Here is a 22,860-nt window from a genome sequence, read left to right as displayed (position 1 = left end):
ATCAGGTGAATGTCAGAGGGTATTTTTAGAGATAGAAGATCGTATGCCTAGACAATTAATTCATGCAAATCAAATAGTTATTTAGTTTTTTGACTCCTGGTGCCGCACCATATAAGACGAAGCCCCTGCAGAAATGCAGGGGCTTTGTTGTTTCTGGGGTGTTCATATTCTGTCTGTGCCTGGCGCCCCAGCTGAGCAAGCCGATGAGCCTCCAAAAAGAGCAATTCCTGTAGCGAAGTCCCGCCTTCCGAGTTTTATGCAGAATTATGGCGTATCCATAAAAAGAGCTAATTCGTGAGCACATGCCGCTGCGACCCCGAATTTTCGTACACCCATATCAGCTTGCCTCCCCATCCTCCGCCCCGCTAACCTCCTCAAGCCGCTGCAAAATCAGCGGCCGGATGTGGAAGTCCGTACTATGGCTAAAGGCGCTCAAACGCCCATGAACACCTGACGGCGTTTTTTTTCGCCTGTATTCTTGTGTTATGGCGGCTGTGTGCGGGGCACTTCGGTGCGCCGGGTTCCTTTAGCCCCGGTCTTCCACACCTGCGCACAGCTGCCACCCTCATGTGGAAGTGAGATTGGCAGTTCCTGAATCGCTAAAGGAGCTTCGCCATGTTCAAGGTCACACCCAACCCGCCTCAAGACCCAATCGACGCCAAGCTTCATGCCGCAGCGCAGCGGGCGATTGATCATTACTTGCACCCATCAGACGGCGCAGAACCTGCGGCGCGTCCAGGCGGTAATCTGTTCTCCGTTTCGCCCGATGTAGATACTGAAACACTGCTTACTAATGCCGCAGAAACCCTCTCATCAGCCAACGAGATGGTCTCGAATCTGGCATTTGAGCTGGACGGATCACAAAGGGCTGTGGCATTGGGGATTCAGCAACTGATCGAGTTGAGTTCAATGCTGGCAGATCGAGCGTTGGAACAAATTGCGCCCGCAGCGAGTTAATTCCGACAGACCAAAAAACGCCCCGAGCCATCATGGCCCGGGGCGTTTTTCGTTCAGCCGTATCGCTTAGTGCCTAGCACTCTGCCCACCGTCCACATGCAGAATTTCCCACGTCACAAATTCATCCGACTCCAAATGCACAATCGCCTGCGTAATATCCCGAGCCTTCCGCAGGGAATAGGGGTCAGGCCCTCGTTCAATTCAAGAACGAAAATCGTGGTCTGACTCCGTTTTTCTAGACCCCGTTTTTCTGTGGGCCGCTGGCTTACGCCGTTGAAGCGCTTCTGGATGAGCCGAGCAACCAGTAGGCGGCGAATTCTCATGCACATGCTGATAACCCCGATACGCTGCAAGGGCGTGGACTTGGGCCCACAAGAAAGGAGGCTCTATCCGGCGATTAGGGGTGACGTACTCGTAGCGCCTGCAACAAGCGTTGAGCTTGGCCGTAGCTCAAATATAGCGAGGGTATCGAAGGGGATGCCATTGGAACCAGACCCACTGCCTCAGTTGCTCGATGCAAGCTTGTCCGGAATGGCTCCAACAGGCTTTGTATTGAGTGGCATCGAGTACATCGACGGGTGCGCTTATGCACAGTCCTGGTGGTGCCGACTTGCTTAACAAAAAAGCGAGGGCCTACAGGCCCCCGCTTTCTGCTTAGACCTGTTGAATGACCCGAAGCAAACGAACGAACCAATAGGCCGTTTGAAGCAACCGAATCAACTCTTCAGGAAAAAGCTTTTGAATAACCTTTTTCATAGAGCTGCCCTCTGGATAGGTAGAACCTGCGCTTTCGTAAAGACCAGCAGCAGAGCGTCCCACTTAACCTGCGACGTAACTCCAGAAGTTATTACCGATAACAGAAATAACTTAACTCGCAACTAAGTCACGTAAAACGTCATTACTAACGTCGTCTCGTAGCCGATTCGAGCTTGACTGGTCTGTCACAGCGCCATACCCTTTGAAATGCCAGTAACAAAGAAGTACAGATGTAAGTGGTTGAGCTGAGATTACCACAAGACTTCCTTCGGGGAGCAACATGAAAATATCTGCCACGAGGCCCGCTAAAACGCGGGCCTCGCCGTTTCTGTGCCTACCGGTCATCACCGCCATCAGCGCTTTCCTCGGTAACTAGCGGGTTTACGTGGTGTGATGACGAAAAAATGATGTTTAGCCAACAATGACCACTCATGATTTGTGCAAATGCATTAATTAGCAATAATCCGACGAACGGTATATGACGAATAGGCAGAATTGCCTATTACTCTGCGGCAACAGTAGGCACAAGTGCCTATTATTCTGAGGTGACAGTAGGCACATGTGCCTATCGAATTGGGTAGTTACTTGTACGAACATAAAACCGTAAACGAAAAACAATATAAAACAGCCGATAAAATGAATTCAAAAAAATCACAATGAATTCTTCACTAAATAGAGCCACAAAAAAACTGTTGTTCATCCCGCATTCTTCGGCGCATTGATTGAAGCCAAATCTAAAGCGTGATCGGTCTTATCGCGGTGGATAACAACAAAGCACCTGATGAGTAACCTGTGAATGCGGCCGCATTACCAGGTACTGGTGTCGGCCCATGGGTATGTCCGGCCAGTTGGGTGCTCATCCGCTGCACAAGGTCAAGCAAATCACACAGCACCTTCAGCACGTTCACCCCTTCTGACCCCAACCAAGTTTTTGGCGCCACCAACCGCTGGCTGACCGCCGCCACACCATCACGGCGGGAAAGGGGTCTGTCGGCATTTCAAGCAATTTTCTCGCTGGCTCAGTAACACGCCCTCACGATTTCCCATCCCCCATTCGTGAGTGCCAGCATTGAGTAAAACTGAGCTTGCAGACAGGCTAGTGCCTCCCCGGTTAGTGCTTTCATTGCCAACGAGCGCCCCTCCGACGCTTGACGGTAGCGTTAGCCCAGCAGTTGACATCAATGATGACTCTGTCATTATCCGTTCACTACTCAGCCCCGTACGCAGTGATTAAATTCTCTGGCCGTTGGGGTGAAAAAACCGGCCCTTGTGCCGGTTTTTTCGTTTCTGAGGGTTGAGTCTTGCGTACAGCTTGCTTTGTCGACGGTTACAACCTGTTTTACGGCCTCCTTGCGGGTACTCCGTACAAATGGCTCGATCTTCCTTCCCTGCTCTCCCACATCGTTCGTGTTGAACACCCCGACAGTACGATCAACGGCATCAGCTTCTTCACCTCAGGCGTCAAGCCATCACTCGCCAGTCGTGGCATCGCATCGAAGGAAGCTCAGGACACGTATCTACGCGCCTTGATAGCGCGTGATGTGCAGGTGTTTTATGGGCGCCATCAACTTGAGTCCGGCAAGGCACCACGCTTCATCAATAAACAAACGCCTGCGTCCAGAACCGATCAAGTCGAAGTCTGGAAACTAGAGGAAAAAGAAACAGACGTTCACATTGCGATCAGCATGTATCGCCTGGTATCTCGTGAGGCCCAGCTACCGCCAGAACAGCGCACCCAGCAGATCGTTCTGGTTTCAGGCGATACGGATATGACGCCAGCCCTGAAAGCACTTCGGGAAGACTTCCCCAATCTGCGCATCGGCGTCATCCTGCCTCACCGTGAGGGCATTCAACGTACGGTTCCTGGCTCCCTCAAGAGGTACGCAGACTGGATGCGCCACGTAGTGACTGAAATTGAACTCGCTGATCACCAGTTCCCACCTCGAATACCTACGCACAAAAAACCAGCCCTTAAACCTGCCTATTGGTAAATCTGCGGGTTGCACGAGACCGGCATACAAAATCGCGGGAAAGCGCGGATAAGGGGTCCATCCCCATTTCACCCGCCCAACCGACAAACCGCTATTGACCACCTCCCCCCCAAAGCCTAACGTCTGCATACCGTGTACACAGCGTATACAGAATATGTATGGAGCAACGTTATGGCAGCCTCTCCCGTTCTGTCTTTCCGAGTAAAGCCCGAGCTTGCCAACGAGTTGGATCAACTGGCACACGCGACCGACCGAGATCGTCAATACCATCTGCAGCGAGCTTTGAGCCGCTATATGGCCGATGAGTCATGGCATTTCAAAGCCGTGCAAGAAGGCATCGAGGATGCTGCAGCCGGCAACGTCACTGATCTGGATGCCGTAAAGGCTAAGTGGGTAAAACGTGCCGAAGATCGCATTAAGCAGCAAAGCGGAAAGTGACCTGGATGGAATTTACGAGCACTACGAAGCATTAGTTGGCGCTGAGCTGGGGGAGGCTGCAGTCTTCCATATTCTCAGCAGTCTGGAGATGCTGGAGCGCTTCCCCAACGCTGGTAAAGCGTCTCCAAGCCCCGATTGCCGGGAGCTCATCATCACTACCTACCCTTATCGGGCTACGTACAGCATGCAAGGTGATCAAGTGATCGTGTTTCGAATTCTTCATCAGCATTCGCAGCGTCGTGAAGATTGGTGATACGTAAAACGTTCAAGCAAGAGGACCTACTGATTACAAGTCAGTAGGTCACGATTCATCGCCACAGTACAAAGCCCCGCACGCGGGGCTTTGTGGTTTCTGATGTATGAAGAAAGACAATTTTAAATTGACTCGACACCGCTCATCCAGCATCGAATGCCCCTTGCCTAAATACCCCACCATCACAATAATGAGAGCTATTACCATTTACTCCCCAATGGCCCGCTCATGTCGTCCCTCGATCACTCCGCGCTTCATCAGCTCTACAGCGAACACAACAGTTGGCTAAAAGGCTGGTTGCGCGTGCGTCTGGGCAATGCGGCGGATGCGTCCGACCTGGCGCAGGACACTTTCATACGCGTCATGACCGCCCGCAACGCGGCACCTATCCGTGAACCTCGCGGCTACCTGAGTGCCATTGCCCGCTCGTTGCTGATCGACAAATCTCGCCGTCGGGCGATCGAGCAGGCGTATCTGTTTGCGCTGGCACAACAGCCGGAACCGGTAGCGGTGTCGCCGGAGGTGCGCTTGTCGATCATTGAGATGCTGCTGGCGATCGACAGCCTGCTCGATGACTTGGGTACACGTACGCGGGAGATTTTTCTCGCGGTGCAACTCGAAGGCCTGACCTACGTGGCGGCCGCGGAGCGGTTTGGCGTGTCGGTGACGACGGTGAAGAATCATCTGATCCGCGCCATGACCCAATGCCTGTTACTGGTCGAACCCTGATGGCGGCGCCGCTGGATCTGAAGACCCTGGAAGCCGCCGCCACCTGGTACGTGCAGCTCAATGACGGCGCACCCGACGAAGCGCGCACCCTCGCCTGGCAGGCGTGGGTGCAGGCCAGCCCGCAGCATGCGGCGGCCTGGGCGCGGGTGGAGGCGCTGCAACAGCAGTGGGCGCGAATGCCGCAGCGGGCGGCGCTTTCCGGGTTGGGGGCGGCGCAGCGGCAGCGGCGTGATGTGTTGAAGATCCTGGGGATGCTGATGGCCGTTGGCGCAGGTTCCTGGCTGGCGGTGGAGCAGGTGCCGTATCGCTCGATGCTCGCCGGGCAACGCACCCACTCCGGTGAGCGGCGTTCGCTGCAACTGGACGATGGCACGCGGTTGGAGATGAATGTGGATACATCGCTGGATATCCAGTTCGACGGCCAGCAACGGCTGATCCAGCTGTACCAGGGCGAGATCCTCGTGCAAACCGCCAAGGACCCGGCCCAGCGGCCGTTCAGCGTGACCACCAGCGATGGCAACGTGCGCGCACTCGGCACCCAATTCAGCGTGCGCCAATGGGGCGATCACACCGAAGTGGGCGTCGAACAGGCCGCTGTCGAAGTCCGCCCACGCCGCAATGACACGCAACGACTCACGCTGGAAGCCGGCCAACAAGTCAGCTTCGACCGCGATGCCATCGGCCGCCCTCACCCGTTGCCCCAAGGCTCAACCGCCTGGGTCCAGGGCATGCTGAGCGTGGACGACTGGCGCCTGGGGGATTTCATCACCCAGTTGAGCCGCTACCGCCCCGGCGTGTTGCGCTGTGCGCCGGCGGTACAAAACCTGAGCATCTCCGGCGCGTTTCGGATTGATGACACTGACACCGTCCTACAGAACCTGGGCAAATCCCTACCGGTGAAAGTGACTTACCTCACGCGCTACTGGGTCAGCGTCGAAGCCCTGTAAATAAAACCGCAGGCAACCTTGCTGATTTCGATTCTCATCCGTCAATGACACAAGCCGCGCACACAGCGGCTCTCTGCCAAGACTACGCAAGGACAATCGAATGCTCCCGCTTCCACTTACCGCCAAGACGGCCATGGCCCGTGCCGTGCGCCTGGCGCTGTTTGGTTTGACCCTTGCCAGCCTGCCCGCGCTGGCGCTGCAAGCCACTCCCGCACACGCCCAGAGCCAAGCCGCGTACGAGATTGCGCCGGGCTCGCTAGGAAACGCCCTGACCCAATTCGGCGTGCAGGCGGGCGTGACGATTTCGTTCGATACCCAGCAAACGCGCAACCTCACCAGCGAAGGGCTCAAGGGCTCGTACACGGTTGAAGAGGGTCTGGCGCGATTGCTGGCCAACAGCGGCCTGGCAGCGCAACGCCAGAGCAACGGCGGCTACGTATTGGTCGCCAACACCAGCGAAGGGCCCTTGCAGCTGCGCGCCACCGAAGTCACCACCAACCAACTGGGCACCGTGACCGAAGGCAGCGGCTCCTACACCCCGGGCACCATCGCCACTGCGACCAAACTGGTGCTGACCCCACGGGAGACGCCGCAGTCGATCTCCGTGGTAACCCGCCAGGCCATGGACGACTTCAGCCTCAAGTCCCTCGACGACGTGATGCGCCACACGCCGGGCATCACCGTCGCGGCTTACGACAGTGAGCGCACGTCCTACTACTCCCGTGGCTTTGCCATTCGCAACTTCCAGTACGACGGCATCCCGATCCTGCAGGACGCGCAATATTCATCCGGCCACACCCTCACCGACACGGTGATCTACGACCGCGTCGAGATCCTCAAGGGCGCCACCGGCCTGCTCACCGGCGCCGGCGGCCTGGGGGGCACCATCAATATGGTGCGCAAGAAGCCCACCTCGGAATTCAAGGGCTACATCGACCTGGGCGCGGGCTCCTGGGACAACTATCGCTCGGAAGTGGATGTCAGCGGCCCGCTGACCGAGTCGGGCAACGTGCGTGGGCGCGCCGTCGCGGCCTATCAGGACAAGCACTCGTTCCTCGACCACTACCAGCGCCAGACCGCCGTGTACTACGGCATTCTGGAATTCGACTTGTCCCCCGACACGCTGCTGACCGTCGGCGCCGACTACCAGGACAGCAACCCGCAAGGCTCCAGTTGGTCCGGCTCGGCAGCGCTGTACGATTCGGCCGGCAACCGCATCAACACGCCGCGCTCGTTCAACAACGGCGCCAAGTTCAGCGAGTGGGCACAGTACACGCGCACCGGCTTCGCCACCCTCGAACACGAATTCGCCAACGGCTGGGTGGGCAAGGCGCAGTACAACCACCAGATCAACGGCTACGACGCGCCGCTGTCCGCGCTGCTGAGCCCGAATGCGACTACCGGCAAAGCCATGATGCTGACGCGTGCCTACTACGGTGAAACCACCAGCGACACCGGCGACCTGTACGCCACCGGCCCGTTCAGCCTGTTTGGCCGCGAACATGAACTGGTGGTCGGCACCTCGGTGTCGCGCTCGCGCTGGACCGGCAAAGACTACACCGCCGCTGTCCACGTCAACGGCAACAGCCACGACTACTTCCCCTGGGATGGCGACGCCGCAGAACCAGGTCGTGGCCCGATGACTAACTACAACGACGAAACCACCCGCCAGAGCGCCGGTTATGTCACCGCCCGCTTCAACGTGACGGACGCCATGCACCTGATGCTCGGCACCCGGGTCAACAACTTCGAAGTCACCGGCACCAGCCAGGTCAAGGACACCGGCAAGGTCGTGCCCTACGCCGGCCTCACCTACGACCTCAACGACAACCTCTCGGCCTACGCCAGCTACACCGAGATCTACCTGCCGCAGCGCGAATACCGCGACCTCAACAACAAACCGGTGGAGCCGGATGAAGGCCAGAACTACGAGATCGGGCTCAAGGGCGCCTTCTTCGATGGCCGCCTGAACGCCAGCCTCGCCTACTTTGAAATCCACGAGGACAACCGCGCGGTCAGCGACGACAGCTATGTCGCCGGCACCATCCCCGGGCTGGACGGCGCCTATAAAGGCGTGGAATCAAAGACCAAGGGCTACGAAGCGGAAATCTCCGGCGAGCTGGCACCCGGCTGGCAATTGCAGGCGGGCTACACCCACAAGATCATGCGCGACAAGCAGGGCGAGAAGCTGTCCACCTGGGAACCGGAAGACCAGTTCAACCTCTACACCAGCTACAAGCTGACCGGCCCGCTGGACAAACTCACCCTGGGCAGCGGCGTGCGCTGGCAAGGCACCGGTTGGAAACTGCTGACCAACAACTACACCACCGGCAGCCAGGACAACTTCTCCCAGGAACCGCTGTGGCTGCTGGACCTGATGGCCCGCTACCAGATCACCGACAACGTCTCGGCCACGCTCAACGTCAACAACGTCTTCGACAAGACCTACTACACCAACATCGGCTTCTATAACTCGGCCTACTACGGCGACCCGCGCAACGTGATGCTCAGCACGCGCTGGAATTTCTGACCGCTACACCCCTCGGCCGCAGACTGGCCGAGGGGTTTGGATTTGCCCAGCGCAATGGCACTTAGCCACTTTTCCAATTGACACCCCCTCCCCGCTCCGCTAAAAACCCTGTCTTGCTTGTGCTTTTTATCGAGACACGGATGTTGTCGACCCCCCCGCTGTTCAAATACCGCCGCTATTGGCTGGCCGCATTTATCGTGCTGCTGGCGATTCTCGATCCGTTCGGCCTGGCCAGTTCCAGTGACAAAGCCTCCTCGCAGTGGCTCAACCGTCTGTTCGCCAGCAATTACCCCAGCACCGGCCAGCAACAGGTGGCCGTGATCCTGATCGACGACGCCTACCTGATGCGCAACCAGACTTCCTGGCCGATGCCCTACGGCGAGCAGAGCAAGCTGTTCAAGCGCTTGCTCGCGTACAAGCCCAAGGCGGTGTTTGTGGACCTGCTCTACAGCCACGACCACTCGTTCGGCGACCCGGCGCGGGGCAGCCAATTATTGGCGAACGTGTTCGAGCGTTATCAACGCCAAGGCATCCCATTGTGGTTGGCCAACACCGGCGTGGTACGCGGTGAGGCGGGCCAGGCCAATACGCTGGCGCCGTTTGTCGAAGTCAGCCGGCCGGGCCTGGTGGCGTGGGAAGGCGTGGACGACAAGTACCCGCTGGCCGTGAACACGCCGATCGGGCTGATGGAAACGCCAGCCCTGGCGATGTATCGATACTTCTGTTCCACCCAACCGTGCAAACAGCCGCCGGTGGATGCGCAGGTCGCTGCACAGATGCAGCCCATCGCCGTGCAATGGGGCCTGAAACTCGCACCGGAACAAGCACGCATCGCTGATATCGGCCATTGCGCGCCAGCGCGGCATTTTTTACTGGAAGCGGTGGTGCAGTTGTTCCAGGCGGTGTTCTGGAAACTCGATGATTCGGCCCAGGCGCGCTGCCCCTACACGCTGACGTTGGCGGCCAGCGACCTGGAAGTCAGCGACCCGCAAGACCAGGCACTGATCGCCGAATTGCTGCACGACCGTCTGGTGATGGTCGGCGCCAACATCACCTCCACCGGCGACCTCGTGGAGTCGCCGGTTCACGGCCAGCTCCCCGGCGTTTACCTGCATGCCATGGCCCTCGACAACCTGATCAATGACGGCATGGCCTACGACCACGAGCCCGCCAACCTGCCCGGCCTGCCCTTCCATTGGCTGGATTTTGTCGAGATCGGCCTGCTCGCCCTGATCGCCCTGCTCAAGGCCCTGCATGCGCGGCGGCTGGCGGGCTATCGCACCTGGAGCCGTTGGCGGCGCCAGGAAATCTGGTTTTTCACGTCGCCGTGCCCGTCGTGGCTGTTGGTGATGTCGGTGCTCATCGCACTGAGTGTGCTGCTGAGCCTGAACCACATCACCCCGGTCAACGTGCTGGGCATTGTGTTGCTGTCGTTGGTGCTGTTCAGCGAACGGATCGAAGCCTGGTTCGACCGCGATCGCTGACGGCACCGCTGTGTTTTTTTTGACTCAAGGAACCCAAGGATGAACAAACACCTGATCGTATTGCTCGCCGCCCTGTTCACTCAAGGCGCCTGGGCCGAAACCCACAACATCATGGCGTTCCTCGCCGACCCGGTGGCGGTGTTGGATGAGCAAGGCAAACAGCAGCGCGAGCTGCCGAAAAAAGACACGCCCAGCCAGCCGGTGCAGGTGTTGCAGTACAACAAGGCGCTGGACCTGGTGCAGGTGGAACTGGCTGGCCAGAAAGTCTGGCTGGACACCATGGACCTGCGCATCGTGCCGCCGCTCAATATCGTCGAGCTGCCGTGCCAGGGCCTGACCAAGAGCCAGACCAAAGACAGCCGCAACGCCTCGACCATCGGTTTTGGCGCGGGCTGCAATCAATAAAGGAGCGTGGCGGTGAAGGGATATCTATTGCTGGCCAGCGCACTGCTGAGTGGTTGCGCGACATTGAAAGGTGCGGACCAGGCATTCATGAACCTGGTGGGCCCTTCGACCCAATCCAGGGTGCAAGGCCACTACGTGGACAACACCGACGTGCGCCAGTACTACAAGCTCGACCCGCAACGCCAGAGCCAGCAACGCTTGAGCTACGACGGCCGCGCGGTGCCGGCAGCTGAAGCGCGCCAGCAGAACCTGGTGGATATCCCGATGTTGCAGGTGTACTTGCAGGGTATCGTCACGCGCCTGTCGAAGGGCTGGCCGGGTGAGTTGCCGACGTTGCAGGTGAAGATCACCGACAGTTACGGCTTCGGCCCTTCGGCAGACCCGTACGGCAATCTGTTCGTGCCGCTGGGCATGCTCGATAACGTCGGCAGCGAAGATGAAATCGCCGCGATGCTCGGCCACGAGATGAGCCACGTGCTGCTGCATCACCATGACCGCATGGCCGCCTTCCAGCAGCAAAAAGAGATGTTCACCACCGTCGCCTCCACGGTTGCCCTGGCCACGATGGCCGCCGACACTGGCATCGACCGCAGCTCCGGCACCATGAAGGTGTTCAGCAAAGACCCGGCCGGCACCCAGAAAACCATCGGCAACACGGTGCTGTACACCACGCTGGCCAACACCTTTTCCGACCACGTGTGGAGCACCGCCTGGGGCCGCAGCCAGGAAGACCAGGCCGATTTGCTCGGCACCGACCTGATGATCCGCGCCGGCTACGCGCCCCGCGCCGCGACCCATAGCCTGGAGCGTTTGAATGACTTCCAGGGCAAGCAAAAGCCATTGCTCACCGGCTTTCTCACCGCGCGCAAGAACGCCATGCAGGACTCCTTGCAGCAGTTCAACCTCAACCAGTTCACCAAAGAACTGGACGTGCTGGTCAAGGACGGCTTGACCACCGGCATCACCGCGACCACTCAGTACTTCAACCGCTCGCACATGTCGGCGATGGACCGCGACACCGAGCTGCGCCAGTACTTGCAGCGCGAATACCGCCAGGAACGCCGTGCCCGGGTCAGCCCACAAAGCTGGACAACAATGAAGAACACGCCGCAAGTGGCAAAGGCCATGCAGGGCTACAAGGACGCGTATTTCGCCATCGACGCCCTGGAGAAAAACAAGGTGTCCGACGCCGATGGTTTTGTGCGCAAGGCGCTCGCTTCGCCGGTCAAGGACCAACCGGGCATCCGCCGCACTGCCTACACCGTGCGCCTGGCCCAGGGCAAAAGCAGCGAGGCGATCAAGGAATTGCAGGCGATCAAGGACTGGTCGCTGGCCGGCCCTTCGACCTATGACCTGATGATCAGCTACCACCTCAAGCGCGGCGATGGGCAATCGGCGCTGGCGATGATCGACAAGGCCGAGCGTCACCTCGGCTCGGAAGAGCTGTTCATCACCGAGAAGCTGCTGGCCAACCAGCAACTGCAGAACGCGCAACAGGTGCAAAGCGTGCTGCGCAAGTGCGAGCAGTACCCGACGCGCAAGGAGAACTGCAAGAAACTGGCGCCGGTGAAGGCCTGACGGGTATCCCTTAAACGCGGTTCTTCGGTATAACCGGAAAATTTCCCGCGTTGTGAACGGACTCCCATGAACGCCCTGAAGCTGCTCTGCCTGCTGGTTGTTTTCCCGTTGCTCCTGGCCGCCCTTGGCGGCTGGGAGCTCCAGCGGGCTGACCGCGCCGCTACGGCGCTGGTTGAACTGCGCCTCAACCTCGCAAACTACAAGGAACCACTGCAAGCGGTAGCAGCCAGACAGCCCCCATCTGCAATTCCCCCACCCGAGGGGCTCATCACCGTTCAAGAGGCCCTCGCGCGGGTAGAAAAAACCGAAGCCGAGCTGCCCACCGCCCATCGCATCAACCGCGTCTTGCGCGCACTGGCACCGTGGGTGATCGGCCTCGGCCTGCTGGCGGCCTTCATCGGCCTGGCGGCACTGGCCGGCACGTACTGGGCCGGCCAGCGCGCGCAGCAGTCTCGGGAGAAGTTGTTGCAGGTGTTCACCCTCGGCAGCCGCCTATTGCCCTATGTGCTGGTGAGCCATGTGGTGGCGATGGCCGCGACGGTGGCGCTGGTGCTGGTCTTCGAGGGCTTGGCATTGTGGCACGTAGGCCGGCTTGGCAGCGGCGAGATGAAGCTGATGGGCATGCTCGGGGTCGTCGCTGCGTTTTGCCTGTATTCGATCTGGCTGTTGCTCAAGCAACTGCGGCCCATGCTGGCGATGTTCGAGCCCACGCCGCTGGAGATGTTCGGGCAGCGCGTCACGCCTGAACAGGCGCCGGGCCTGTGGCGCCATGTCGAGGAACTGGCGGCCAAGCTGGGCGCCTTGCCACCGGAGCATATCGTGGTGAGCCTGACCCAGGGCTTCTACGTGACCTCCAGCGACGCCCTGGTGATGCCGGCCGAAACCCCATTGCGCGGGCGCACCCTGCATCTCCCATTGCTGTACCTGGGGCTGCTGGACCGAGAGGAAATCGGCGCAGTGATCGGCCATGAACTGGCGCACTTTGCCGGCGACGACACCGCGTACAGCCTGCGTTTCTTGCCGATCTACGACGGGGTCCACCGCAGCCTCTGTGGGTTGCTCGAAACAATGGCGGCCAGCGACCCGATCCAGGGCCGCTTGATGCGCCCGTCGTTCATGCTCGGCATGTTTTTCATGCAACGCTTCGATCATGCGGTGAACCATTGGAGCCGCGAGCGCGAGTTGCTGGCGGATGCCGCCGGCGCACGGCTGGTGGGCAATGCGGCGGCCGCTTCGGCGTTGTTGCGAGTCTCGGTGTTGCAGGCGCCTCTCGACGATGCATTGATCGCCAAGTGCGAAAACGCCCCTGAACGCGACCTGCCCGCTGCCGTGCTCAACACGCTGCAAGGCGCTGAGCTGCACCTGCCAGCCGAGGCGCTGGACATTCATCAGCCACACCCCACCGATTCCCATCCGTCCAATGGCGAGCGCTTGCAGGCCCTGCACGTGCCGCTGGAAGACGCGATGCACAGCGCGACCCGCGCCGTCGACGCCGAAGCGGCGAACGCGCAAATCGACGCCTGCTTCAGCGCGCCGCACACACTACGCGAGCAATTGACGCAGGACTTGATCGCGGTGGCGGCATCCGAAGAGTCTGCGCAGACCCAACTACTGGAAACCATGGCTGCTTCAGCGGAAGGCGAGCGTGAAATACACGAAGGCGGCGCGTGGCGAGGCGCGCTGATGGCCGTATCGGGTCTGCCCTTTGCACTGGCCGGACTGTTTATCGTGAGCCGCGTCTGGCTGGCGCCAGAACGCTTGAAAAGCACGCCGCTGTCAGCCCTCGGCGCGGGCGCAAGCCTCGGCGTTATCGGCCTGGCCCTGCTGTGGCTGGGCATCCGCCGCTTCAAGCGCGCGCCGCAGACCGCCTTGCGCCTGACGCCAGAGCATTTTGTGTTCAACAACCTGGCGCAGCCGCTGCCCATCGAGCATATCGACGAGATCACCTTGCAGTTCGTCCAGGGGATCTGGGTGACGCTACAGCTGACACCCGAGGCGCCGCTGCCCGAAACACGCAAGACCGCATTCGGCGTGCCCGGCGTACGGGTCAACAAGAAGAAACGCCAGGTGCTGCTGCTGATGGCGCAGTTGTGCATCGACGGGAAAAAGATCGAGCCCTACGAGGGGCTGTCGATGATGCTCGACTACAAGAACGCCGCGCTGGCCCGCAGCATTTTGCAGCACCGCGAAGACTGATCCCGCGGCATAAAAAAACCCCGAACCAGTCGGGGTTTTTTATCGCCTGAAATCAGGCGCTACAAGCGATCACTTAGAAAACGTTGATCGGGTAGTCAGCGAACAGACGCAGTTCGTTACCACCAATGTTGTAGTTGCTGGCGTTGTTCGAAACGCGCAACCACGAGGCACGAGCACGCAGGCTCAGGTCTTTGGCTGGGCCGCTCTGAACCACGTACTTGAACTGGTTGAAGATTTCACGCTCGGTGCCATTGCCACGGTTGGTACCGTCGTCAATGTTGGTACCGCGCACGTAAGCCACGTTGTAGCTCAGGCCAGGCACGCCGTAGGCGCTGAAGTCCAGGCCGTAGCCAACCTGCCAGGAACGCTCGTCCTTGCCGTTGAAGTCAGACCAGTAGGAGTTGGCCAACAGGATGGTGTTGCCACCGTCGCCGATGCCGCTGTTCTTGTTGTCCTGGTGGTAGCCGCTGTACAGGTAGCCGGTGTCACCGGTGCTGCGCTGGTGAGCGACGGTGAAGCTGTGTGCGCCAACAGCCCAGGTAGCCGCCAGGCTCCAGATTTTGTTGTCGCGGGCGTCTTGATCGCCTTGGGTCAGCTGGGCGAAATCTTTGTCCAGCTTGGTTTTGTAGCCGTTGAAGTCGAACGTCAGCGACTGCTTCTCTGGCAGGGCCAGCACGTAGTTCACGTTGACGTATTGCTTCTTCAGCACGTCCTGCATATCGGAAGCGTACAGCGCGGCCGACAGGCTTTCGGTGAACTTGTAGCTACCGCCGACGTAGTCGATGCTCTTCAGGTGGCCGCTGTCGCTGCCTTCGGCGCTTTTACGGCCTTGCTTGGTGAAATGACCAGCGTCCAGTTGCAGACCGGCGATTTCTTTGGAAACGATCGAGGTGCCCTCGTAGGTTTCCGCCAGCAGACGGCCGCTGTCGTAGGCCAGTACCGGTACGTTCGGCAGTTGCTGACCGTATTTCAGTACGGTGTTGGAGATACGCGCCTTCACCGCTGCGCCGCCCTTGGCCAGGTCGTTGGCTGCAGAGCCGCTGGCGCCTTGCTTGAAGAAGTCGATGCCGCCGCCGCCGCTGCGACCTTTACCACCGTCCAGACGGATAGCGTATTGGCCCAGTACGTCCACACCCACACCCACGGTGCCTTGGGTGAAACCGGACTCGAACTTGCCGATGAAGCCTTGGCCCCATTCAGCTTTGTCCTGGTTGTGGTTTTTGTAGTCACGGCTAATGTAAGCGTTACGTGCCGCGATGTTCAGGTGGCTGTCTTCAACGAAACCCTTGGATTGTTCCTGGTCGTTGGCCATTGCTGTCGATGCGCTCAAAATCCCCAGAGCGATCAGACTCATCCGTTGCTTCAACATTTCTTATATTCCTTATTACTGGTTGAGTACGCGCTATGACACCAGGCTCCGTATTGCTTTCTGGTATCGACTTTTCCCGGAAAAAAGAAGACCCGCGGACGACTGAACTGCCGCGGGCCTTTTTTTATTGGATGAGTCATGGCTGTTAGCCACAGGCGTTGGGCGCAATCCTAGTCGCGCCCGGAACTATGTGTCAATTTCGCGAATCGTCTGTATTTAGGCGAAATAATTCTAAGCAACGGCCTACAGCGCTTCTGAAAACGACAAAAACCCCGATCAAACGACCCTTGAAACATATTCTGTAACACATTTCAAAGCCGATACATTTGGGAATACATCACGAGCGTTAATGCAAAGCATTACCATTAACGTGCGATTTTCCTCCCAAACAATTCGGATACATTTCCCCATGCCTGCCCCACGCCTGACGCCCATCACCCTTGGGCTCTCCGTCCTGCTGTCCGCTGGTTTTGCCTGTGCTGCCACCACCTTGCCCGCCACCTCGATCAGCGCCGAAGCTGACGAAGACGACCCGCGCATCAAGGAAACCAGTACGGCCACGCGCACAGCCACCCCGGTGCGATATGTGCCCCAGGCCATCGACTCGGTGAAGACGGAAAGCCTGCGGTCCTACGGCACCAATGACCTGGGCCAGGCGTTAAGCGGTATTCCCAACGTCAGCAGCGGCGCCGACACGCGTTTCGACAGCCTGCGCATTCGTGGCTTTGACGCGAGCAACGACTTCTACCTCGACGGCATCCGCGACGACAGCCAATACATCCGCGACCTGCACAACATCGAGCGCATCGAAGTGCTCAAGGGCCCAGCCGCAGTACTCTACGGGCGAGGCGGTCAGGGAGGGATCGTCAACCGCGTGAGCAAACTGCCCACCGCCGGGCACAAGTCCAGCATCGAAGCCCAGGGCGGCAGCAATGATTTGCGCAGCCTGTACGCCGACTTGAGCACCGACCCCAGCGACACCATCAGCCTGCGCCTGAACATGGGCAACCAGGACAACAACAGCTTTCGTCATGGCGTCAGCGGCAACCGCCAACTGTTCGCACCGTCCATGAGCTGGCAGCTCACCCCCGACCTGAACTGGCTGGTGCAATACGAATACAGCCGCTACAACCGCACGCCCGACCGTGGCATCCCCGGCGTCAATGGCCGCCCAGCCGATGTGAGCCGCAGCACCACCTACGGCGACAGCCGCGACTACATCGACGACAAGTCCCAGTCGCTGCGCTCCAAGCTCGCCTATGAGCTCAACGACAACTGGCAACTGCGCCAGACGCTCGGCCTGTTCAAGCTCGATAGCGATTTCGACAACACGTATCAAGTCGCTTACGTGCCGGCGACCAACCGCGTCACGCGCCAACGCTGGCAGCAGGACCTGCGCACCTTCAACATCACCAACAACGTCGAGCTGGAAGGCAGCTTCAGCACCTTCGGCCTGGAGCACCGCCTGCTCACCGGCGTCGAAATGGGCAGCCAACGCCGCGATCCGAAACTCTACAACGGTGGCAGCACCGTGCCGAGCCTCGACCTCAACCAGCCCAACCGCCACTTGAGCCACACCGGGCGCATGAACGTATCGAGCAACAACCACACCGAAGTCGAAAGCCGCGCTGTTTACGTGCAGGACCAACTGCGCCTCAACGATCAATGGCAAGTACTCGCCGGCCTGCGCTACGACCGCTTTGAAGTCGACACCAAAAACAAACTGAACAACCTCCAGCAAAACGTCGACAGCCACAACGCCAGCCCACGCATCGGCCTGGTGTGGACGCCCCTGGAAAACCACTCGTTCTACGCCTCGTGGAGCAAGACGTTCTCCCCAGCGGGTGGCGGCCTGATCGGCATCACCCCGAGCGCCAACAGCGGCGCCAACGACCTGAGCCCCGAGCTGACCAAGCAAAAAGAAATCGGCGTCAAAAGCGACTGGCTCGACGACCGCCTGAGCACCACCCTGGCCGTGTATGAGCTGGAACTCTACAACCGCCGCACCAGCGACCCGCTGGACCGCACCATCACCCTGCTCAGCGGCCTGCAACGCTCGCGCGGCATCGAGTTGACCGCCACCGGCAAGATCGTCGGCAACTGGTACGTACGCGGGGGAATCGGCCTACAAGACGCCACCGTGGTGAAGGACAACAACGGCTTTGAAGGCAAGCGCGTCAACGATGTGGCCAAGCGCAATGGCAGCCTGTTTATCACCTGGAAACCAGAGATGGGCTGGTACGCGGAAACCGGCTTGACCCTGGTGGGCGACCGTTACGCCGACAGCCTCAACACTGTGGTGCTGCCAGGCTACGGCCGTTGGGATGCGTTGGCCGGGTTCCGTCAGAAAGAATGGGACGTGCGTGCGGCGCTGAACAATATTGCCGACAAAAACTACTATGCGTCGGCGACCAGTGTGGCGCAGATTCAGCCGGGCGAGCCGCGTAGCCTCGTAGTGACAGGCACCTACAGCTTCTAAGCCCAAGCACAGAACCAATGTGGGAGCTGGCTTGCCTGCGATAGCGGTCTATCAGTAACTGATAGGCAAGCTGACCCCTCCGCTATCGCAGGCAAGCCAGCTCCCACATTTTTTGATTGCAGTGTTCTTTAGTTTTTCAGCAAGTCACACAACGCGTGTACTTCTTCCTCACTGAACAAATCCACCGGATACCGCTCGCTCATCACGCTGCGCAAATCAGGCAGCCTGCTCTTCCGTGAGCCGTTTTCCTTCAACCAGAGCCCCAGTGCTTGGATCGCGTCGCCGTTGACCCGCATCGGGTGAAACGTGCGCGTGTACATCAAGTTGATTTGAGGACTCATTTCAGCGCTCTCTCCTACTGCTTGAGCGGCTAACTTACTCAAGGTTTATGACAGAACCGCTTAGTCATAAACCTCGATCACTGTCGCCACAGCGATACAAGAGCTATGCCAACCCCCGGTTTTTGTAGGCATTTACCCACAAAAAAACCCGCGACCTTGCCAGGCCGCGGGCTTCCCATGACTGCCGGAACGGCTTAGCGTCCGGTCACCGTCATGCTGCTGTTACAACTGCACTCACTTTTTCTGCGGCGCCGGCTGTTGTTGGGTCAGGCAATGGATATTGCCGCCGCCCAGTAACAGTTCACGGCCCGGCACCATCACCACTTCGTGCTGCGGGAACAGGTCCTGCAGGATCTTCTTCGCCGGGCCGTCCATCGGGTCATCAAAGCTTGGCGCGATGATGCCGCCGTTGACGATCAGGAAGTTCACGTAGGAACCGGCCAAACGTACGGTCGGATTGCGCTCCTGCGAACCGTCCACCGGGTCGACACCGGCGCATTCTTCCTCGGTAGCGTACAGCGGCCCCGGGATCGGCATTTTATGCACGGTGAACGCGCGGCCCTGGGCGTCGGTGCTGCTTTGCAGCACGTCCATGGCAGCGTGGCAGCGGGCGTAGTTCGGGTCTTGCGCGTCATCGGTCCAGGCCAGCAGCACTTCGCCGGGGCGCACGTAGCAGCAGAAGTTATCCACATGGCCGTCGGTTTCGTCGTTGAACAGGCCGTCCGGCAGCCAGATGATCTTATCCACAGCCAGGTTGGCGCTGAGTACCGCCTCGATTGCCGCGCGGTCCAGGTGCGGGTTGCGATTGCGGTTGAGCAGGCATTCTTCGGTGGTGATCAGCGTGCCTTCACCGTCCACGTGGATCGAGCCGCCTTCCAGCACGAAGCCTTCGGTGCGGTAGCGCGGCGCGCGTTCGATTTCGAGGATCTTGCCGCCCACCTGCGAGTCGCGGTTCCACGGCGCGTACAGGCCGCCGTCAAAGCCGCCCCAGGCGTTGAAATCCCAGTTCACGCCGCGCACTTCGCCGCTGTTGTTGATCACGAAGGTCGGCCCGGTGTCGCGCACCCAGGCGTCGTCGCTGGACATTTCCACCACGCGGATATTCGGCAGATCCAGGCGCGCACGGGCGTTTTCGTACTGGCCAGCAGACACCGCCACCGTCACCGGTTCAAAACGCGCAATGGCCTTGGCCACCGCCACATGCGCCGCCTGCGCCGGCTTGCCGCCCAGGCGCCAGTTGTCCGGGCGCTCGGGCCAGATCATCCAGGTTTGGGTCTGTGGCGCCCATTCGGCAGGCATATGAAAGCCATCGGCGCGGGGTGTGCTGTGCAGGGTGGTCATGGCGATCAAGACTCCGAATGGGGGTAAAGGCCGACTTTATAACGGATAAAAATCGGCTTTAAAAGCGATCAAAGATCATCGGCGATAAATATGACAATAAATAGCCGATAAGAATCGATTAATTACAATTGTTCACCGAGCACCTTCGACAGCATGTCGACGAAGAAATCCACACTGCGTTTAGAGGTAACCATCGGCGGCTTGATCTTGAGGATGTTCAGATAATCCCCGGTGGGCTGCATGAAAATGCCCAGCTCACGCAGGCGATCACACAGCAGCGCGGTTTCTTCAGTGGCAGGCTCCAGCGTTTGCCGGTCGCGGACCAACTCCAGGCCCAGATAGAAGCCGGAACCATGGACCGCGCCCACCAATGGATGCAGGTCGATCAATTCCTCCAACCGCGCCTTGAAATGCCCGCCGACCACCTGGGCGTTTTCCCACAGATTTTCTTCTGCCATCACGTCCAGCACCGCCATGCCGATCCGGCAACTGACCGGGCTGCCCCCCGACGACGAGAAGAAATACCCCTCGGCCTCCAGCGCCTCGGCGATTTCGCGACGGGTAATCACCGCACCCAGCGGCTGGCCGTTACCCATGCCCTTGGCCATGGTGATGATGTCCGGCACCACGCCCTGTTCTTCAAAGCCCCAGAAGAAGTGGCCCATACGCCCGTAGCCGACCTGCACCTCGTCGGCGATGCACACACCGCCCCGGGCACGCACCAGCCCATACACCTGCTGTAAATAGCCCGGCGGCAACGAGATACCCCCGGCATTGCCGTACACCGGTTCGCAGATGAAACCGGCCAGCTGGCGCTTGCTCGCGGCGATTTTCGCCAGGTTGTGTTCCACGCTTCGCACGTAGTCCGGCGCACTGTCCGGCCCACGGAACTCGCCGCGATAAGTATTCGGCGCGGTCACCGGGTGCACCCAGTCCGGGCGGCTGCTCAGCGCCTGGGGGTTGTCGGCAATCGAGGTGGACACCGCATCCGCCGCCACCGACCAGCCGTGATACGCCTCCAGCACGCTGAGCATGTCGCGCCCGCCGCTGTAGGCCCAGGCCAGGCGGATCGCCAGGTCATTGGCTTCGGTGCCGCTGTTGACCAGGAACACCCGGTCCATGCCTTCCGGCGCCAGCGCCAGCAAACGCTCGGAAAACTCCGCAATCGCCGCGTAGTGGAAACGCGAGTTGGTATTGAGCAGCGACCATTGCCGCGCCGCCACCGCCGCCATGCGCGGGTGACCGTGGCCGAGCACCGCGACGTTGTTGAGCATGTCCAGGTAGGAGCGGCCCTGCATGTCGATCAAATGGTTGCGCCAGCCGCGCTCGATGCGCGGCGGGTCGACGTAATAGTGTTTTTGCGAACGGGCAAAGCTGGCATCGCGGCGTGCCAGCAGGGCCTCGGGGTCCAGCTCGGGTTCGGCATCGCAGGCCAACCCCAGCAAGGTCGCGGGCGATGGGCACAAGGCTTGCCACGCCAGCGCCCGCGATGGCGTGCAGAACAGCGGCGGTTCCAGCTCAGCGCGGCACAGTTGCACGGTCAACGGCCCATGCACCTCGCCTAGCACCTGGCCTTCAACCAGCAGCGCGCCGGCGTTCAAGACGGTGTTCACGCCCCACAAGCGCAGGCTCAGCTCGACGCCCTGCACACTGACCAAGCCGTCCGCACCGTGTTGCAACGTCCCGGCGAAAGGTACTTCCAACAGCGTGCCACGAGGTAAATGCAGCTCGACGTGCAGCGGGAAGGTCGTCGGTTCAACGGCACTGTCCGGGCAAGTGCGCGACAACCGATATTGGCCATAACGACTGGCCGCCAACCCATGCACCGCCGCCGCTTCATCCAGCAAGCGGCGATCAATCCCCGGTTGCTCCCAGTTGCCCGCCTCGAAATGCGGGCTGAGCACGCCGAGGTCGATCAAGGCAAATTCGCGCCCTACCAGCCCCGGCAGCAACGGCGCGAAATCCTCGCTGGCCACCGCCGGCAGGTCTTCGCCGACACTGCGCAGAATCGCCACCTCCATCAACTCGAACGGCACCGACGTGGCCACGTGGAAGATTTCCCACTCGTGCTCGGCGTTTTTCAACAGGTAAGCGTTATCCGGGTCCAGGCGTTGCTGTTGCTCGCTGCTCAATACCAGCACCGCCGCCCGTGCCACGATCAGCGGCCACAGCGCCTGTAGCTCGGTACGCTGCAACGGCGTCACCGCGTGGCACGCCTGGATCGCCGGCAAGATCGCAAAGGGATCGCCCTCGGCGTGATGCAGCAACGCGGCACACGTCACCGACAGGTCGGCAATGCGCCAGGTGTGCACCAGGTCGCCGAAATCAATCACGCCCTCGACCTGCCACTGCCGCGCGGCATCACGCTGCCAGACCACATTGTCATCGGTGATGTCCATGTGCACGGCTTGCCGCGGCAATTGCTCCGCCAGCGGCCGGATACGTGCTTCAACCTGCGCGGCGACCTGTTCCAGCTCGGCGCGATGGGGCAGGTCTGACAAGGTCGCCAGCAAGTGCGCGATCAGCTCCCGCGCGTGGCGCGGGTCCCACTGCAACGTGCGCTCAAGGCCCGGATGGGCGAAATCCGCCAGGGCCAGGCTCATGCGCCCGCACAGCTCACCAAAGCCTGCGATCACCTCGCGCCCCAGGTGCGGCAGATGGGTCAGCGGCTGGCCGTCGATGTAATCGAGCAAGCGCAGGTGCAAGGTTTGCCCGTCGAGGCTGACGGTCAGCAGTTCTTCGCCGTTGAGCGCCTTGATCACCTTGGGCACACGCACGCCTTGCAGGCGATTGAGCGCGGCGTGCTGGGCCTGCAATTCCACGGCGGCGTAATCGCCCCGGCAGATTTTCAGAACAAATCGGCCGCGAGGGCTGTCCACCCTGTAATTGAGGTCTTGCTGGCTACCCAGTGATTGCAAGGTGCCGGCCAGCCCATAATGCTGCGCCAATAATTGCGCTGCCTGCTCGGGGCCCACTTGCGGGCAGGGTAGACTGGCGCGGTGAATCAACGTGGCGAGCAGCATGGGGGCAACCTCGGTATTTTTATCAGGCGCTTAGTTCGCCATT

At 60.0% G+C, this 22,860-nt stretch carries 17 protein-coding genes and 1 pseudogene; 13 read left to right on the top strand and 5 right to left on the bottom strand.

Features of this window, described 5'->3' with window-relative positions:
• Nucleotides 1–615 precede the first annotated feature (615 nt).
• Nucleotides 616–957, top strand: coding sequence for a DUF6124 family protein (locus ACZRMO_RS27920; protein ID WP_463975006.1), 342 nt, complete (start codon nt 616–618; stop codon nt 955–957).
• Nucleotides 958–1,023: 66 nt separating this feature from the next.
• On the opposite strand, the pseudogene ACZRMO_RS27915 reads toward ACZRMO_RS27920, so the two are convergent.
• Nucleotides 1,024–1,116 (bottom strand): annotated as a pseudogene (locus ACZRMO_RS27915) (3-oxoacyl-ACP reductase); the annotation flags it as partial.
• 162 nt (nt 1,117–1,278) lie between these two features.
• Between ACZRMO_RS27915 and ACZRMO_RS27910 the strand changes: the two are divergent.
• The 11 genes from ACZRMO_RS27910 to ACZRMO_RS27860 all read left to right on the top strand — a co-directional run bounded on the left by ACZRMO_RS27910 (nt 1,279) and on the right by ACZRMO_RS27860 (nt 14,264).
• Nucleotides 1,279–1,575: a hypothetical protein gene (locus ACZRMO_RS27910; protein ID WP_463975005.1), complete on the top strand. Its 297-nt coding sequence runs from the start codon at nt 1,279–1,281 to the stop codon at nt 1,573–1,575.
• A 1,439-nt stretch (nt 1,576–3,014) separates the two neighbouring features.
• Nucleotides 3,015–3,704, top strand: coding sequence for an NYN domain-containing protein (locus tag ACZRMO_RS27905; RefSeq protein ID WP_463975004.1), 690 nt, complete (start codon nt 3,015–3,017; stop codon nt 3,702–3,704).
• 171 nt (nt 3,705–3,875) lie between these two features.
• On the top strand, nt 3,876–4,142 hold the full coding sequence (locus ACZRMO_RS27900) for a CopG family ribbon-helix-helix protein (protein WP_124526174.1): 267 nt from the start codon (nt 3,876–3,878) through the stop codon (nt 4,140–4,142).
• Nucleotides 4,105–4,395, top strand: a complete 291-nt coding sequence (locus tag ACZRMO_RS27895; RefSeq protein ID WP_463975003.1) for a type II toxin-antitoxin system RelE/ParE family toxin — start codon at nt 4,105–4,107, stop codon at nt 4,393–4,395. Before ACZRMO_RS27900 ends, ACZRMO_RS27895 begins: the two co-directional genes overlap by 38 nt.
• Before the next feature lie 228 nt (nt 4,396–4,623).
• Nucleotides 4,624–5,124 (top strand): sigma-70 family RNA polymerase sigma factor, encoded by a 501-nt coding sequence (locus tag ACZRMO_RS27890; protein WP_463975002.1) that lies wholly within the window; start codon nt 4,624–4,626, stop codon nt 5,122–5,124.
• Nucleotides 5,124–6,071, top strand: coding sequence for a FecR domain-containing protein (locus ACZRMO_RS27885; protein ID WP_463975001.1), 948 nt, complete (start codon nt 5,124–5,126; stop codon nt 6,069–6,071). Before ACZRMO_RS27890 ends, ACZRMO_RS27885 begins: the two co-directional genes overlap by 1 nt.
• A 100-nt stretch (nt 6,072–6,171) precedes the next feature.
• Nucleotides 6,172–8,601: a TonB-dependent siderophore receptor gene (locus ACZRMO_RS27880; protein WP_463975000.1), complete on the top strand. Its 2,430-nt coding sequence runs from the start codon at nt 6,172–6,174 to the stop codon at nt 8,599–8,601.
• 140 nt (nt 8,602–8,741) lie between these two features.
• Complete coding sequence (locus tag ACZRMO_RS27875; protein ID WP_463974999.1) at nt 8,742–10,085, top strand: CHASE2 domain-containing protein; 1,344 nt, start codon at nt 8,742–8,744, stop codon at nt 10,083–10,085.
• A gap of 39 nt (nt 10,086–10,124) precedes the next feature.
• Complete coding sequence (locus tag ACZRMO_RS27870) at nt 10,125–10,490, top strand: hypothetical protein (RefSeq protein WP_463974998.1); 366 nt, start codon at nt 10,125–10,127, stop codon at nt 10,488–10,490.
• A 12-nt stretch (nt 10,491–10,502) separates the two neighbouring features.
• On the top strand, nt 10,503–12,068 hold the full coding sequence (locus ACZRMO_RS27865; RefSeq protein ID WP_463974997.1) for a M48 family metallopeptidase: 1,566 nt from the start codon (nt 10,503–10,505) through the stop codon (nt 12,066–12,068).
• Between the two features lie 66 nt (nt 12,069–12,134).
• A complete protein-coding gene (locus ACZRMO_RS27860) occupies nt 12,135–14,264 on the top strand; it encodes a M48 family metallopeptidase (RefSeq protein ID WP_463974996.1) in 2,130 nt (709 codons plus the stop codon).
• A 73-nt stretch (nt 14,265–14,337) separates the two neighbouring features.
• On the opposite strand, the gene ACZRMO_RS27855 is transcribed toward ACZRMO_RS27860, so the two are convergent.
• Nucleotides 14,338–15,633, bottom strand: a complete 1,296-nt coding sequence (locus ACZRMO_RS27855) for an OprD family porin (protein ID WP_463974995.1) — start codon at nt 15,631–15,633, stop codon at nt 14,338–14,340.
• Between the two features lie 409 nt (nt 15,634–16,042).
• Between ACZRMO_RS27855 and ACZRMO_RS27850 the strand changes: the two genes are divergently transcribed.
• Entirely contained in the window at nt 16,043–18,112 is a 2,070-nt protein-coding gene (locus tag ACZRMO_RS27850; protein WP_463974994.1) for a TonB-dependent receptor, read from the top strand.
• Nucleotides 18,113–18,240: 128 nt separating this feature from the next.
• On the opposite strand, the gene ACZRMO_RS27845 is transcribed toward ACZRMO_RS27850, so the two are convergent.
• From ACZRMO_RS27845 to ACZRMO_RS27835, 3 genes are all read right to left on the bottom strand, one after another.
• Nucleotides 18,241–18,453: a hypothetical protein gene (locus ACZRMO_RS27845; protein ID WP_463974993.1), complete on the bottom strand. Its 213-nt coding sequence runs from the start codon at nt 18,451–18,453 to the stop codon at nt 18,241–18,243.
• A 234-nt stretch (nt 18,454–18,687) separates the two neighbouring features.
• Nucleotides 18,688–19,794, bottom strand: a complete 1,107-nt coding sequence (aguA, locus tag ACZRMO_RS27840) for an agmatine deiminase (RefSeq protein WP_463974992.1) — start codon at nt 19,792–19,794, stop codon at nt 18,688–18,690.
• Nucleotides 19,795–19,916: 122 nt separating this feature from the next.
• Nucleotides 19,917–22,817, bottom strand: coding sequence for an aminotransferase (locus ACZRMO_RS27835; RefSeq protein ID WP_463974991.1), 2,901 nt, complete (start codon nt 22,815–22,817; stop codon nt 19,917–19,919).
• Nucleotides 22,818–22,860: the final 43 nt, after the last annotated feature.

The sequence above is a fragment of the Pseudomonas sp. B611 genome, assembly GCF_055407965.1.
Note: the sequence above shows the minus strand (reverse complement) of the source record. Positions and strands in the feature narration are given on the sequence as shown.